Source organism: Alcanivorax sp. NBRC 101098, from assembly GCF_001010505.1.
Classification (GTDB): Bacteria; Pseudomonadota; Gammaproteobacteria; order Pseudomonadales; family Alcanivoracaceae; genus Alcanivorax; species Alcanivorax borkumensis.
The window spans coordinates 367997-382770 of sequence record NZ_AP014613.1; the positions used below are offsets into that span (position 1 = coordinate 367997).

Genomic DNA, 14774 nt, shown 5'->3' on the forward strand with positions numbered 1-14774 from the left:
CCCTGAAGACGTAGAGGCATGGCAGTGTGTGTTTGAAGCTATACGCAGCAACGTGAGTGCCCCAAACAACGAATATCAAATAGTCGCCTAGGGTGCCCGCAATGGAAAATGCAGAGAAGCGGTAGGTCATCAATTAGTCACAGTGGGAATGAAAACGGCGCAGAAATTGCGCCGTTTCCTGTTGCGGCTTACTTGTTTTGGCGGTTATCGATGAGCTGATCAACCACGCTGGGATCAGCTAAGGTGGAGGTGTCGCCCAGGCTATCCAGTTCATCCGCGGCGATTTTGCGTAAAATACGGCGCATGATTTTGCCAGAGCGGGTTTTCGGCAGGCCCGGTGCAAAGTGAATCAGGTCGGGCTTGGCGATGGGCCCAATTTCCTGTGTCACTAGGTCGCGGAGAGCCTTGACCAGTTCTTCGCTGCCTTCCTTGCCGGCCATTAACGATACGTAGGCATAGATCCCTTGCCCTTTTACGTCATGCTGGTAGCCCACCACGGCCGCTTCAGAGATGCTGGGGTGTAGTACTAGAGCGGATTCGATTTCAGCTGTGCCTAGGCGGTGGCCAGACACGTTGAGCACGTCATCCACCCGGCCAGTAATCCAGTAGTAGCCATCTTCATCGCGGCGGGCGCCGTCGCCAGTGAAGTAGCAGCCCTTGTAGGCACTGAAGTAGGTATCGATTAGGCGTTGGTGATCGCCATAGACGGTGCGAATTTGGCTAGGCCAACTGGCCTTGAGCACTAGGTTGCCGGAGGCGGCACCGTCCAGTTCGTTACCGTCAGGGTCCATTAGGCCGGGTTGCACCCCGAACATGGGCAGAGTGGCAGACCCGGCTTTCAGGTCCACTGCGCCGGGTAGCGGCGCAATCATGATGGCGCCGGTTTCAGTTTGCCACCAGGTGTCTACAATCGGGCAGCGGCTGTCACCGACTACCCTGTAATACCACTCCCAGGCTTCCGGGTTGATGGGTTCGCCCACGGTGCCCAGCAGCTTCAGGCTGGCGCGGGAGGTTTGTTCCACAGGGGCATCGCCCAGCCCCATGAGGGCGCGAATAGCGGTAGGCGCGGTGTAGAAAATGTTTACCTTGTGCTTGTCGACTACCTGCCAGCAGCGTGAGGCGTCCGGGTAGGTGGGCACGCCTTCGAACATCAGCGTGGTGGCGCCGTTAGCCAGCGGGCCGTAAACAATGTAGCTGTGTCCAGTGATCCAGCCCACATCGGCGGTGCACCAGTAGATGTCCCCGTCCTGATAGTCGAACACGTATTTATGGGTTAGAGCAGTGTTGAGCAAATAGCCGGCGGTGGTGTGGACAACCCCTTTGGGTTTGCCGGTGGAGCCAGAGGTGTAGAGGGTGAATAATGGGTCTTCAGCCTCGACCCACTCCGGTTCGCAATCGCTGGACGCATCCGCCATGGCCTCGTGGTACCAGACATCTCGCGGTGCTTGCCAATCCACATCTCCGCCGGTGCGCTTTACGGTCAGGCAGGTGTGAACACAGTCGATACCGTCTAGGGCCTTGTCTGCATTTACTTTCAGCGGGATGGTTTTGCCACCGCGTACCCCTTCGTCGGCGGTAATCAGAGCGCAAGCCTCAGCATTGAGAATGCGGTCTTTCAGAGCTTCCGGCGAGAAACCGCCAAAGACAACAGAGTGGATGGCGCCAATGCGAGCGCAGGCCAGCATGGCGTAGGCCGCTTCCGGAATCATCGGCATATAGATGACAACGCGATCGCCTTTCTTAACACCTCGATTCTTGAGCACATTGCCGAACTTGCTCACTTCCTCGAACAGCTGTTGATAGCTTATGTGTTTGTCCTGATCTGGCTCGTCGCCCTCCCAGATAATGGCGGTCTGGTTGGCCCGTTCCGGCAGGTGGCGGTCGACACAATTGTAACAGGCGTTGAGGGTGGCGCCTTTGAACCAAGCGGCCCGGCCTTCGTTAAAGTCCCATTCGCTTACCGTGTCCCACGGAGTTTTCCAGTCCAGAAGCTGTTCTGCGCGCTCGGCCCAGAAGGTGCCCGGATCATTAATGGATTGGCTGTACCAGCGATCGTAAGTCTCGCGATCCATCAGTGTTTGCTTTTTATAGTCGGCGGGAACAGGGTGAATATGTACTTGGGACATTGGGGCCTCCTTGGGATACTGCCAGCCAGTTTTCATCATTATTATCGTTGCGCTAGCTCGGGTGTATTCCACCATGGTCTTATAAAGGTGCTAGCGGGGGGTAGACATGGTATGCCAAGAGTAAACAAAGCGTTACTTGAAGGCCAATGCTCAAGTGCAGAAGAAGGTCGGCAGTTAAAAAGATAAAAAACGAGCGGGTAAAAGTGGAGTTGGGCATCGACGCCCTTTCTCTTAGGCTTGCACGTCCTTAAGCGAAGGCAGGAAGTGGCAAAAAAAAACGCCGGTTGGGCCGGCGTTTCAATAATTCTTCATGCGAACCCCGGGATCAGGCAACCTGAACCGGAATGGCATTGCTGGTGCCCTTCACTTCATTGCCCTCAGCCATGTAAATCAGGCTGGGTTTGAAGTTGATTAGCTCCGCGCTAGTGTAGTTGGCGTAGGCACAAATAATTACGCGATCGCCAGGCTGGGCCTTATGGGCTGCAGCACCGTTGACGGAGATGATTTTGGACCCGGCTTCGCCGCGGATTGCGTAGGTTTCGAAACGCTCACCGTTATCGATGTTATAGATCTGGATCTGTTCGTATTCCAGGATACCCGCCATGTCCATCAGATCACCATCAATGGCGCAGGAGCCTTCGTATTCAAGTTCCGCGTGGGTGACACGAGCCTGATGGAGTTTTGCTTTCAGCATGGTGCACTGCATGTTGGTTACCTCTCAAGCGACCCGAAGCCTGCTGTATACGCCATATTATATGGCATGCAGGCACTTCAAGGGGCCGGAAGTATGCATGAATCACCGGTCACGCACAACGGCCAACGATATATTGTCGATCAATCGTGTTGACCCCAGTTTAGCAGCTACCGCGACGATTAGGTCAGTGTCGTCTGGCCCAGCCGGAGCAAGGGTTCTGGCGTTGGCGATGGTGATATAGTCAACGCTGAATCCAGTGCTATTCAGTGATTGGCTAGTCCGGCTTTCCAGCGCGCGATAATTTCGTTCTCCGCCGATAATCTCCGTTTTTACCTGTTGCAGGTGAGCATAGAGCTGGGGCGCGAGTGTGCGCTCACTTTCGCTCAGAAAGCCGTTGCGGGAGCTGCGTGCCAGTCCGTCGGTTTCGCGACTGGTGGCAGCACCGACAATCTTCACTGGGAACAGCAGTTCTTCACACATGCGGCGCAGAATAGCTAGTTGCTGGAAGTCCTTTTCACCGAAGATGGCCACGTCTGGTTGCACGATGTTGAGGAGCTTGGAAACTACCGTTGTGACACCTCTGAAGTGCCCTTCGCGACTGGCGCCGCACAGATGGTCGCCCAGCTGATCTACGTCCACCCAGGTCTGGTTTTGACCTAGCGGATACATCTCCTCCACTGACGGAGCGAACAGTAGATCTGCACCGGCCTCGACTAGAGCCGCGGCGTCCGCATCCAGGGTGCGCGGGTAGCGGTCGAAATCTTCGTTAGGCCCGAACTGGGTGGGATTGACAAAAATCGATACCACGACCACATCACAGCGGGTTCGGGCTTCTCGAACCAGGCTGATATGGCCATCGTGCAGGTTGCCCATAGTGGGGACAAAGCCTACGGACTGGCCTTTGCGGTGCCAGCCGCGCACATGTTCGCGCACCTGGGCGACGGAATGAGCGGTTTGCATTAGGAACCTCAGGGTATAAGAAGCTACACAACGTGGAAGATACTATGCCAACCGGCCAGGGCCCAGCCCATCCTCAGCTGGGTTTACCCTGATCATCGACGCGCTTTCGTATGTCGTGCCTTGATTCGCGCTATAGCTTGTCGCTATTTTAAAAACAATGTTCGTCGGCCGGGAAACTGCCGTCTTTCACCGCGTCGTCATAGGCCTTGAACGCTGCGCGCATATCGCCAGTCTCGGCCATAAAGTTACGGACGAAACGGGCAGGTTTGCCGGGGCTGATGCCGAGCATGTCATGCATCACCAGCACCTGGCCATCGCATTCCGGGGCGGCCCCGATACCGATGACCGGTGCCGCAACTTCACGGGTGATCTCTGCGCTCAGCGCTCGCGGTACGCATTCCAGAACAAACAGGGCTGTGCCTGCTTGATCGAGAATCTTGGCGGCGTTGAGCAGCTCTGCGGCACCGTCGTCATCCTTACCTTGCACCCGGTAGCCGCCCAATGAGTTCACCGCTTGCGGGGTCAGGCCCATATGCGCGCAGACCGGAACGCCGTTACGGTTGAGAACCTCGATGGCTTCAGCCAGCCAGGCGCTGCCTTCTAGTTTTACCATGTTGGCGCCGGCTTGCATCAGCGCGGTGGCAGCGTTCAGCGTGCGCTCCAGGGTGGCAGCCCCCATAAACGGGATGTCGGCAATGATCAAACTGCCTTGATTGCCCCGGGCCACGCATTGGGTGTGATAGACCATTTGCTCCAGTGTCACCGGTACAGTGCTGGTCTGGCCCTGGATAACATTGCCTAGGGAGTCGCCGACCAGAATCGCTTCTACGCCAGCCTCGGAAATGAGTCGGGAAAAACAGGCGTCGTAAGCGGTTAGCACGGAAAATTTGCCACCGTCCTGTTTGCGCTTTTGCAGGGTTCGAATGGTAATGGACATGGGATACCTCCCAGGGAAATTCAGGGACGAGCTACAGGCTTCAAGCTACAACACGGTCAAGTCTGTCAGGCTTCGGAGCAATATGCCCACGCGCAAACGTCCTTTGGGCTTCCCGGCTATAGTACGCACAGGGCCATGTCGCGTTGTAGCTTGAAGCCTGTAGCTCGAAGCTAGTTTTTCAGCCTACCAGTGGCCGGGGGTTAAAATAGTGGCGACCGGAGCGGATGTCCAGTAACTCGCTGATCAGCTGCTGATAGTCTCGATCATGGTTGACCAGGTCTATCTCCGCTGCGTTGACGATGAGCAGCGGGGCGCGGTCGTAAAAATGGAAGAATTCGGTATAAGCGTTACTGAGTTTATCCAGATAATCGCTGGCAATACCCTGCTCGAAATTGTTGCCCCGGTGGCCGATACGTTGGCGCAGCACCTGAGAGGGGGCTTGCAAGTAAATCACTAGATCCGGGCGGGGAGCGTCCACCGTTAGATGGTCATCTACATTGCTATACAGCTGAAATTCATCTTCATCGAGAGTGACCTGAGCAAACAGCCGGTTTTTGTCGATCAGAAAGTCCGCAATCCGAGGGCCGGCAAATAGATCCTGTTGCTGGACCTGACGCAGCTGGTCCGCCCGCTGAAACAAGAAGAAAAGTTCGGTCTGCAGCGCGTAGCGGGTCGGGTCCTGATAGAAGCGGGTCAGAAAGGGGTTGTCGTCGGCTTGCTCTAGTAACAAATCATAGCCAAAGGTCATGGCCAGCCGCTTGGCCAGGCTGGTTTTCCCTGCCCCAATGGGGCCTTCCACAGCGATAAAGCGAGGCAGGGTGCCTGCTTGCCGGCGCTGTTCAATTCGTTCAGTTAAGGTTAATTCAGTCGATGAGTGCATCGCGATCCAGTTCTGATAGCGGTGAAAGCGTTTGTTCGGTTACCTGATCGAGGAAACTACTCAGAGCGGTGCCATCGGGCAAGATGCAGTGAGGTGCGATTTCCAGTAGCGGGTGAAGCACAAAAGCGCGTTGGGTCATTTGCGGATGGGGGACCTGAAGGTCGACGGTGTCAATGCGTTGATCACCGAGTAATAGAATATCTAGGTCGAGGGTTCGCTCCCCCCAATGACGCAAGCGTTGACGGCCGGCGGCCAGTTCTAAGGCCTGCAGGCTATTGAGCAAGGCATGTGGCGTTAATGAGCTTTGCACTTCGGCGACAGCGTTGACGTAATCGGGTTGGTCCTGCGGGCCAATGGGGGCGCTAGTATACAGGCGGGAATGGTGTTGCAAGGTAAGGCCAGGCAGGTGTGCCATGGCCAGCAAGGCGCTGGTCAGCCGTTGTGCCGGCTGATCCAGGTTGCTTCCAAGCCCAATAAACGCTTGCATCAATTATCTGCAGCAGGCTTTGGCCGGCGCCGGCGGCGACGACGTTTGTTGTTGCCGCCTCCGCGGTTGCCTAGTTCGCTGATCATTTCCCGGCGACCGCTCTCATCTTCTTCCTGGTAGCGGGTCCACCAGTCGCCTAATCCTGGTTCAATTTCACCGCATTGCTCGCGCAATAATAGGAAATCGTAGGCGGCCCGGAAACGAGGGTGCTCCATCATCGCATCAGCACGCCGGCCGGCACGTTTGTCCAGCCGCAGCTGTAGCTCCCACATTTCTCGCATCACGGTGGAGAAACGACGGGGGATAGCGGTGTGCTTGATTTGCAGGTTGAGGGCCCTGGTGGCGGACTTGTGTAGTGCCTGTGCCGGGGGTAGGCCACTAGACAAGTAACCGGTAAGACGCTGCTGGATCACCGGCCACAATAATACTGCATAGATAAAAGCGGGAGTAACGGGCTTATCCATCAGCAGACGGCGGTCGGTGTTGTCCATAGCGGCCAGTAGCATGGCCTCCCACGTCTTGCCTTGGTCTCCTTCCAGTGCTTGCTGGGTTTCCGGAAATAGGAAGCGGAACAGGCCCAGTTCTTGTAGCTGTTCATACGATGCTCGGGCGTGGCCGCTGAGGAAGAGTTTGAGTACCTCGTCAAATAGACGTGCGGAAGGTACCTGCAGCAATAATTCAGCCATATCTGGGATGCGACTGGCGGTACTTTTTTCTATTTCGAAGCCCAGTTTGGCGGCGAAACGGGCCGCGCGCAGCATACGTACAGGGTCTTCGCGAAAGCGTTGCTCCGGGTCACCAATCAGGCGGATTGTTTCCTGGTCAATATCTTCCATGCTGCCGACAAAATCATGCAGGGAAAAATCAGCAATATTGTAGTACAGGGCGTTGATGGTGAAATCGCGACGCAGGGCGTCTTCTTCTATGCTGCCCCAGGTGTTATCGCGCAGTACCATGCCGGTTTCTTCATGAGCATGGTGCTTATTTCGGTCCTGGTTGTCGTCACTGGCCTTGGCTCGAAATGTGGAGACTTCAATGACTTCGCGACCAAAGCGAACATGAACGATTTGAAAGCGTCGACCAATAATGCGGCTGCGCTTGAAAAGGCGCTGTACCTGTTCCGGGGTGGCATTGGTGGAAACGTCAAAATCCTTGGGTTCGCGACCGCAGAGGATGTCGCGCAGGCAGCCCCCGACCAGATAAGCCTCAAATCCTCCCTTGTGTAACCCGTAGAGCACATTAAGGGCGGCGCGGGAAACTTGCTGGCGGGAAATGGGATGTTGATCGCGAGGAATGACGCGGGGTTCCAGCGGGCCGGCAGAATCTGCGGAACTTGGAGTAAACCAGCGTGTCATATGTTTGAGAAGCTTGCAGGGCATGCGAAAAATTCGGCCTTTAAATTAAGCAATAAGGCGGAGATAGTAGCACTTTTTTTCGCCAGTTGAGATGTCTTTGGTGTAGTAGGCCAAGCCGGCGGCGAGTGAGCGCAGACCTGAAAGCAAAAAGGAGCCACAACCGAAGTTGTGACTCCCATATTTTGCGCTGATTCTGTTTATTATTATTGTTTGTGTTGTTTTCTGCCTTTTGCTGCAATCATCAGTTGCAGCTGCGCTGCATCGGCTCGTGAAATTATTGTTCTTCTTTCTTGTTGTTATTGTTTAAGCCTTAACGCCCTTGTTGTTGTTGTTTGCTGGCGTGGAATTCATAGTGCCCGTCCCCCCCTGGTAATGCAACTGATCGAAAAAATGATTAAAATCATGGCCTTACATTTTTACTGGGAACCAATCTTAAATGCGGTCAGGGTCAGGTAACGTTTGTGTTACCTGCTTGTGTAGGGCGGTAACACTTGAGGTGCTTTGGGGGCGTGTTTCTGATCCTATTTCTTTTTTCGTGTCTTAAATTAAGGTTTTTCTGGATTAACCATTAATAATTGGCGAGTTGGGCTTTGTGGTCAGCTCGGGTTGGTTTAGCGTCGAATACTGGACTTCTTGCGCGGTATTCCCAGCCGTTGGCGTCGTTCCCATAGGCTTTTCCGGCTTATGCCCAATTTCTGAGCTAACTCGGTTTCGGTCATGCTGTCCTGATTTTCCATCACGAAACGGGTGAAATAGTCCTCCAGAGACAGGTCTTCGCTGGGGTCTAGACTTGCTCGGCTGACTCGTTGGGGGGGGCGGCTAGGGTTTAGACCCAATTGAGCAGGACCGATACCGTCTTCTTCGGTGAGAATAATGGCTCTCTCGATAACATTTTCCAGTTCACGTACATTGCCGGGCCAGCTGTAGCTGTGCATGGCTCCCAAGGCTTGTGGCGTAAAATGTAGGTTTGGGCGGTTGAGTTTCTCACTGCCCCTTGCCAGCAGTGCGTTAGCTAGAGGCTCTAGGTCTTCGTGTCGGTCTCTGAGCGGAGGAAGGGTCAGTTCCATGACGTTGAGTCGGTAATAAAGGTCTTGACGGAAGCTGCCGTCAGTAATTCGGTTGGGTAAATCCAGTTGGTTACTGGCAAGAATGCGCACGTCGACACGGCGGGGGGACAGAGACCCTTGCCGGTGAATTTCATGATGGGTTAACAAGGTCAACAGGCGGCTTTGCACATCGCTGGCGAGCTCTCCTACTTCATCAAGAAACAAGGTTCCCCCATCCGCCTCTTCGATTCGCCCGGGCTGTTCATCATCGCCGAAGAGTTCGGTGAGTTGCAGGTTCTTGGGCAGTGCTGCGCACTGTATTGATACGAGAGGCCCGTTGATTCGTTTGCTGTGTTCGTGCAAAGCGCGGGCGGTGAGCTCTTTGCCTGTGCCTGCCTCGCCCATAATCAGAACCGGTGTGTTGGTGGGCGCCACACGGCTGATGCGGTGCTTGAGTTCCTGCATAGCGGGGCTGTCTCCGACCATATTGCGGACAGGAAAACTGCGCTCCAAATCGCGCCGTAAGGCACGGTTGCCCCGGTTTAGCCGACCCTCTTTCAGCACCCGGTCCACGGCGAGTAGCATTTCATCGTGGTCAAAGGGCTTGGGAATGTAATCCACTGCGCCCAGTCGCATGGCGTCCACCGCAGAGCGTAGGCTGGCATAGCTAGTCATGATCAGCACTGGCGTATTGCCAGCCGCCTCGATCAGATTGGTGCCGGGTTCACCGGGTAGGCGCAGGTCGCTGATGATCAGGTCGAACTGATTGAGGTTGTTCTCGAGGGCTTGCTCAACGGATTCCGCTTCTTCTACCGAGTGTTCATGGCGTACCAGCAGCTTGCGCAGAGCGCCGCGAATAACGGGCTCATCTTCAACAATCAGAATGTGACTCATGAATGGCTTGATCCTGTCCTGTCTTTCAACGGCGTATTACGCCCCGTCGGTAGGAGTGTGCATGGGTAGTTGAATAATAAACCGTGTGCCGCCCTGTTCAGCAACAGGGCTTTCCACCTGAATCGAGCCCAAGTGCTCTTTGATAATACTGTAAACCAGTGCCAACCCAAGGCCTGTTCCGCGACCAGGGGGCTTACTGGTAACAAAAGGCTCAAATAGAGCGTCGCGCAATTCTTCAGGAATGCCGTGGCCTTGATCTTCCACAATCACATTCACTGCTTGATCGGTGGCGTTGCTGAGAATGACTACCGGTTGTTTATCAATACTGGCGTCGGCGGCGTTACCCAGCAGATTGATGAATACCTGTAGTAGGCGCTGAGGGTCGCCTTGAACCCAGTGTTCGGGTTTACTTCGGTTGTCGAAGGGTTGCTGGCGGTGGTCTGGATCCAGCAGTAACAGAGATACGGCTTCATCCACGGTGTCGCGGATATTTACTGGCACATGCTGGCTGTGCCTGATGCCCCCTGAATGGCTAAAGGTGACCAGTGATTCCACGATACGGGTAATGCGGCGGGTTTGTTCAAGGATTTGCTGGCTCGATTCCAGTTGTTCTTCGGCGTCGGTTTCACTGTCTAAATTCTGGGCGAGGCAGGCGATGGCGGTAACCGGGTTGCCAATTTCGTGGGCGATACCGGCGGCTAGTCGGCCGATAGAGGCAAGCCGTTCATTATGAGTCAGATGGGCTTCCATTTGGCGCAGCTCGGTAATGTCCTCAATTACCACCACCTGGCCGCCGGCTTGTTCCGAGGTGCCGGTGCCAAGGACTTCGGATTTATGGAGGCTTAGCCAGCGGGTCTGTCGGTCCACCTCCAAAGATTGCTGCGGTTGGTGCGGGTTGTCATCACGGCTGAACTGGGTCAGGAATTCGCCCCACGGTGAAGCTAGGTCCGCTAATCGGGAGCCGATAGTGCCGGCGGCAGTAATCCCCGTTAATTCTTCCATAGCCCGGTTCCAGCCGATGATCTCCCGGTCCGCGCCCAGCGAGATAACCCCCATGGGCAGCTCGAGTAGTGTTTGGCGATGGAAGCGACGCAGGCTGTCTAACTCTGCCGCTAGCCCGGAGAGTCGATCACGGTATTGCTCCAAGCGTGACTCAATAAACTGGATATCTTCGCTGGAGCGTTGCTGCTCTTCGGGCAGGTAAGGTAAATGGTCGTCCATCAACTGGTGCGATACTGATGGTCCTAGCAGGCCGGAAAGGTTGGTTTCTAGCTGATCGCGCAGCCGCCGTAAGGCGTAGGGGCGTGTTTCTGTGCGCGGCAGGCGCAGGTCGCGCAGCGCCATTTCTACTTCACGTGTGGCGGTGATCGGACCCAGCGGTTGGGTCAGCGCTTCAATGAAGTTGTCTACGCTTTTGGTTTTCAGTTCCCATCGGTAGGGGCGGCGTAAGCTACCCACAGCACAGGCTTGGGCGGCGTTTTGCTCTGCCTGCGACATCGGGGTAACAATGGAGATGATGGCGTACAGCAATGTGTTGGCGGTGACCGAAACAATGGCCACGTGGTGCCATTGGTTGGCGCCGGTTTGGAAGCGCATGCCGAGCAATTCCATGAGCCCTTGAAATTGCCATTGTGGGTAGGTGATGGGCAGCAGCAATAACAGTAGCCATAGCAGGAAGCCAAGAACGAGACCGGCAAATAAACCGTTGCGGTTGCCCGAAGGCCAGAACAGAGCACCGATCAGTCCGGGGACAAACTGCAGGGTGGCAACGAACGACAGCACGCCCAGCTCAACCAAGGTGTGCTCGGTGCCGGTGAAACGATAGAACAGATAGGCTAGGGCGAGAATGGCGGCGATCAGAATGCGCCGGGTCCACAACAAGTTTCGGTATAGGTTTTGACCCCGATGCAACGGGCTGACCGGCAGTACCAAGTGGTTCAGGCACATCCCAGACAAGGCTAGGGTGGCCACAATCAGCATGCCGCTGGCGCCGGCCAAGCCAGCAATATAACCGAGAATGGCTCCATGCCCGCCGGTCACCATGCCAATACCCAGCGCATAGTAATCTGGGGAGGTGGGGGCATTGCTGGCGGCGGCGGCCCATAGAATTACAGGTACACATAGGGCCATGATTAGAAACATTAACGGCAGCGCCCAGCTTGCGGTGATCAGAGCCCGGGGATTCAAGTTTTCGGTGAACGCCATGTAAAACATGTGTGGCAGCACGACGGCGGAGACGAAAAACGCCATGATCATGGAATGCCAACTACCATCCTGCAGGGGATAATAGAGCCGGGCCAGCATTTCAGGGTGCTCGTCCAGCCAGTTGCCGAGGCTTTCCGGCCCGTCAAACACGCCGTATAACCCCAGTAATGCAACTGCGCCAAAGGCTAACAATTTAATCAGCGATTCCATGGCGATGGCGACGACTAGCCCTTCGTGTTTTTCTCTGGCAGTAGCGTGGCGGGCGCCGAATAGAATGGCAAAGATCACCATCATAAAGCAGAAGCCGGCGGCTAGATCACGGGGATCAGACGTGTCGCTGAGGATCTGAATAGACTCCGCCACAGCTTTGAGTTGTAGAGCCAGCAGAGGTAAAACGCCGATCAACATGATAACGGTAGTTGTGGCACCGGCTAGGCGACTGCGATAGCGGAAGGAAAACAAGTCTGCCAGCGAGCTTAGCTGGTAAGTGGCCGTGAGGCGTAGTATCGGTGCCAGCAATATGGGGGCGAGCAGAAAGATCCCGGAGATGCCGAGAAAGTAGGAGAGAAAGTTATAGCCGTATTGGTAAGCATAGCCCACCGATCCATATACCGCCCAAGCGCTGGCGTATACGCCCAGAGAAAAAACGTACACGGCGGGATGACGGACCAACCTTGCTGGTAACCAGCCGCGCTCGGTGATCCAGGCCACCATAAAAAGGAAAAAAAGGTAGCCACAGGCGATCAGGATGAGGTCGCTAACGCTATAGACCATCGGCATCCTTAATCTTGGCAATCCAGTAACTCAAGGCAATAAGGCCTAGCCAGATTAGGTAGGGGCGATACCAAGCACGCCCACCTTCGCTCCACCATTCAATGATGGCTGGAGATAGCAGGTAGGTGCCGAGAATAAAAATAATAAGCAGGCGATCAGTATACATAGGTGGTTAAGGCCCTCTGGTGCAAGAGCATACGTCAGGGGGTGAGGTGTGTAAAAGCAGGACTGGGTTGAACGTCTTGGATTGAAAGTTGAAACGCGGGGTTAGTCGAATGCGTTGTAAGGCAGCCCCAGCGATTTATGGCAAGGGCTATGTTGGCTGCGGAGGGGGCTCAACGGTATCTTCAACGTTGAGCCCGTCGGGTAACGGCTGTTGGTGGCCGGGAGGCCACTGGTGTTCAGGGTAATGGGTTGTCGCCCACGCGAGTAAGGCTGCGGGGCTTGTGCTTTGCAAATCAGCTGGTGGTTGCAGGCCCATGCAGCTCAAGGCGGCGGAGAGTAGCTGGTTGGCCCGATTAGGATCCAGAGCGTTACTGCCTGCAGATTTGGAAAGTTTTACATTGCGACCGCTGGAGACCACTGGCAAATGCGCATAGTCGGGTATAGGGCGTTTAAGACATTCCAATAGCCAGCGCTGGCGCAGGGTTGAGCCAAGTAGATCGGCACCACGTAATACATGAGTAATCGCCTCATCGGCATCGTCCAGTGCACAGGCGAGCTGGTAGCCAAACAGGCCATCGCGACGGCGGATTACAAAGGCACCACCATCACGGTGGAGGTTATTGCAGACGTGCCCTTGAATGTTATCTGAGTAACAAAGTTGGCGGTCTGGGACATGCAGGCGTACGGCAGTATCGGCATCAGCGGCCACAGCGGCGCTGATGCCGGGGTGGCAATGGTTCAGGCTGGCTAGCTCTTTGCGAGTCAGACGGCAATGAAAGGCATGGCCGCTGTCGACCAATTGTGTCACCGCCGCCTGGTAGGCATCGCTGCGTTGGCTCTGGTAACGAACGGTCTCGTCCCAGTGTAGGCCGAATGCTTCCAACTGCCTCAAAATTCGATCAGCTGCGCCGGGCACTTCCCGCGGTGGATCCAAATCATCAATGCGCACCAGCCATGTCCCGCCACAGGAGCGGGCCTCTAGCCAGCTGGCCAGTGCGGCTACCAGTGAACCGAAGTGCAGTGGGCCAGAGGGGGTTGGGGCGAAACGTCCTCGGTACGACATGGTAGCCTCAAGCTACGAGCTATAAGTAAAACATCAGCGACTGAAAACGAGGAAGCCGCATCCCAAGTTGGGGCGCGGCCCTAGTTGACTCATCTTGAAAGTCATAACGCGTGGTCGCTTGGAGCTTGAGGGTTTATCCCGCCACTTGCCGTTCTTTGATTTCGGCCAGTTCTTTGCAATCGATACACAACTCTGCGGTGGGGCGAGCTTCCAAGCGGCGAATACCGATTTCTACGCCACATGCTTCACAGAAGCCATAGTCGTCCTTGTCAACCAGATCGAGGGTCTTCTCGATTTTCTTAAGCAGTTTTCGTTCGCGGTCACGGGTGCGCAGTTCCAGGGCAAATTCTTCTTCCTGCGTGGCGCGATCGGCCGGGTCGGGCAGGTTGGCTTGCTCGTCCTGCAGATGATGCATGGTGCGGTCCGCTTCCTCCATTAGTTCCTGGCGCCAGGCCAGCAAGATGTTGCGGAAGTGTTCGCGTTGCTTTTCATTCATATATTCCTCATCAGGGCCGGGTTGGTAAGGCGTGAAGCCGTGAACCTGGGCCTGTGATGCAGAGGAACTAGAGGTTTTCTTTTTCACTTTCGAATTTACCTGAGCAGAAGAGGGGGAGCGGCTCGGCGAAGTCTTTTTGCCGGCAGCTGCTGTTCGTGCAGAACCCGCGTGTGCGGTGGCTTTCGCAGCAGCAGATCGAGCGGCTGCGGTAGCCTTGCCTGATGCGGGTAATTTTGTTCTCGGTGTCGCGAGGGTTGTCTTGTTGGTGGAGGCCTTTTTTGCGGCGGCCTTGGAGGCCGGTTTGGCCTTGGCCTGGCGTTTGGCTGCCGGGGCTTTTACGGGTGAGGTAGTCGTGGCTTTCTTAGAAGTTGCGACTGCCTTACTCGCCGTTTTTGTGGTGGAAGGTTTCTTCGCAGCGGCTTTTTTTGCAGCGGGCTTGGTTGCGGCTTTAGCGGTTGCCTTTTTTGCAGTCGCCTTCTTCGCAGCCACTTTTTTGGCTGGGGTCTTCTTATTTGCCGTTTTTACCGATGCAGGGGGGTTCTTGCTGCTGGAAGCAGAGTCGGGGGTTTGTTTTTTAGCCGCCTTTGAGGAAGCTTTTTTCTTGCCGGTGGCCATTTTAATTAACTCCCTTAGCATCTTCGCGACTCTCTATCGGTAACCCGCAATCCTTGGGTGCCAGCCTGATATCGTCA

The 14774-nt window shown here is 55.4% G+C and carries 12 protein-coding genes; all 12 read right to left on the reverse strand.

What is annotated here, in order from left to right:
• Nucleotides 1-188: 188 nt before the first annotated feature.
• Complete coding sequence (gene acs / locus AS19_RS01710; RefSeq protein ID WP_011587629.1) at nt 189-2126, reverse strand: acetate--CoA ligase; 1938 nt, start codon at nt 2124-2126, stop codon at nt 189-191.
• Nucleotides 2127-2451: 325 nt separating this feature from the next.
• Complete coding sequence (panD, locus tag AS19_RS01715; RefSeq protein ID WP_011587630.1) at nt 2452-2832, reverse strand: aspartate 1-decarboxylase; 381 nt, start codon at nt 2830-2832, stop codon at nt 2452-2454.
• Between the two features lie 90 nt (nt 2833-2922).
• Nucleotides 2923-3780 carry a pantoate--beta-alanine ligase gene (gene panC / locus AS19_RS01720; protein WP_011587631.1) on the reverse strand — a complete coding sequence of 286 codons (858 nt, stop codon included), beginning with the start codon at nt 3778-3780 and terminating at the stop codon, nt 2923-2925.
• 148 nt (nt 3781-3928) lie between these two features.
• Nucleotides 3929-4717, reverse strand: a complete 789-nt coding sequence (panB, locus tag AS19_RS01725; RefSeq protein WP_011587632.1) for a 3-methyl-2-oxobutanoate hydroxymethyltransferase — start codon at nt 4715-4717, stop codon at nt 3929-3931.
• 178 nt (nt 4718-4895) lie between these two features.
• Entirely contained in the window at nt 4896-5597 is a 702-nt protein-coding gene (locus AS19_RS01730; protein WP_011587633.1) for a deoxynucleoside kinase, read from the reverse strand.
• Nucleotides 5581-6084 carry a 2-amino-4-hydroxy-6-hydroxymethyldihydropteridine diphosphokinase gene (gene folK, locus AS19_RS01735; protein ID WP_011587634.1) on the reverse strand — a complete coding sequence of 168 codons (504 nt, stop codon included), beginning with the start codon at nt 6082-6084 and terminating at the stop codon, nt 5581-5583. The genes AS19_RS01730 and folK overlap by 17 nt, the downstream gene beginning before the upstream one ends.
• Nucleotides 6084-7439 (reverse strand): polynucleotide adenylyltransferase PcnB, encoded by a 1356-nt coding sequence (pcnB, locus tag AS19_RS01740; RefSeq protein ID WP_101235060.1) that lies wholly within the window; start codon nt 7437-7439, stop codon nt 6084-6086. The genes folK and pcnB overlap by 1 nt, the downstream gene beginning before the upstream one ends.
• Before the next feature lie 611 nt (nt 7440-8050).
• A complete protein-coding gene (locus AS19_RS01745; protein WP_011587636.1) occupies nt 8051-9379 on the reverse strand; it encodes a sigma-54 dependent transcriptional regulator in 1329 nt (442 codons plus the stop codon).
• Nucleotides 9380-9415: 36 nt separating this feature from the next.
• Nucleotides 9416-12358, reverse strand: a complete 2943-nt coding sequence (locus AS19_RS01750) for an ATP-binding protein (protein WP_144412667.1) — start codon at nt 12356-12358, stop codon at nt 9416-9418.
• Nucleotides 12348-12524, reverse strand: a complete 177-nt coding sequence (locus AS19_RS14145; protein WP_011587638.1) for a hypothetical protein — start codon at nt 12522-12524, stop codon at nt 12348-12350. The genes AS19_RS01750 and AS19_RS14145 overlap by 11 nt, the downstream gene beginning before the upstream one ends.
• A 147-nt stretch (nt 12525-12671) precedes the next feature.
• Complete coding sequence (gene gluQRS, locus AS19_RS01755) at nt 12672-13586, reverse strand: tRNA glutamyl-Q(34) synthetase GluQRS (RefSeq protein ID WP_011587639.1); 915 nt, start codon at nt 13584-13586, stop codon at nt 12672-12674.
• A 133-nt stretch (nt 13587-13719) separates the two neighbouring features.
• Nucleotides 13720-14082, reverse strand: a complete 363-nt coding sequence (gene dksA / locus AS19_RS01760) for an RNA polymerase-binding protein DksA (RefSeq protein WP_197540936.1) — start codon at nt 14080-14082, stop codon at nt 13720-13722.
• Between the last annotated feature and the right edge of the window lie 692 nt (nt 14083-14774).

Excerpts from the sequence above, each read along its gene's own strand:
- acs (WP_011587629.1), bottom strand. The coding sequence starts at position 2,126 with ATGTCCCAAGTACATATTCACCCTGTTCCCGCCGACTATAAAAAGCAA.
- panD (WP_011587630.1), bottom strand. The coding sequence starts at position 2,832 with ATGCAGTGCACCATGCTGAAAGCAAAACTCCATCAGGCTCGTGTCACC.
- panC (WP_011587631.1), bottom strand. The coding sequence starts at position 3,780 with ATGCAAACCGCTCATTCCGTCGCCCAGGTGCGCGAACATGTGCGCGGC.
- panB (WP_011587632.1), bottom strand. The coding sequence starts at position 4,717 with ATGTCCATTACCATTCGAACCCTGCAAAAGCGCAAACAGGACGGTGGC.
- AS19_RS01730 (WP_011587633.1), bottom strand. The coding sequence starts at position 5,597 with ATGCACTCATCGACTGAATTAACCTTAACTGAACGAATTGAACAGCGC.
- folK (WP_011587634.1), bottom strand. The coding sequence starts at position 6,084 with ATGCAAGCGTTTATTGGGCTTGGAAGCAACCTGGATCAGCCGGCACAA.
- pcnB (WP_101235060.1), bottom strand. The coding sequence starts at position 7,439 with ATGACACGCTGGTTTACTCCAAGTTCCGCAGATTCTGCCGGCCCGCTG.
- AS19_RS01745 (WP_011587636.1), bottom strand. The coding sequence starts at position 9,379 with ATGAGTCACATTCTGATTGTTGAAGATGAGCCCGTTATTCGCGGCGCT.
- AS19_RS01750 (WP_144412667.1), bottom strand. The coding sequence starts at position 12,358 with ATGGTCTATAGCGTTAGCGACCTCATCCTGATCGCCTGTGGCTACCTT.
- AS19_RS14145 (WP_011587638.1), bottom strand. The coding sequence starts at position 12,524 with ATGTATACTGATCGCCTGCTTATTATTTTTATTCTCGGCACCTACCTG.
- gluQRS (WP_011587639.1), bottom strand. The coding sequence starts at position 13,586 with ATGTCGTACCGAGGACGTTTCGCCCCAACCCCCTCTGGCCCACTGCAC.
- dksA (WP_197540936.1), bottom strand. The coding sequence starts at position 14,082 with ATGAATGAAAAGCAACGCGAACACTTCCGCAACATCTTGCTGGCCTGG.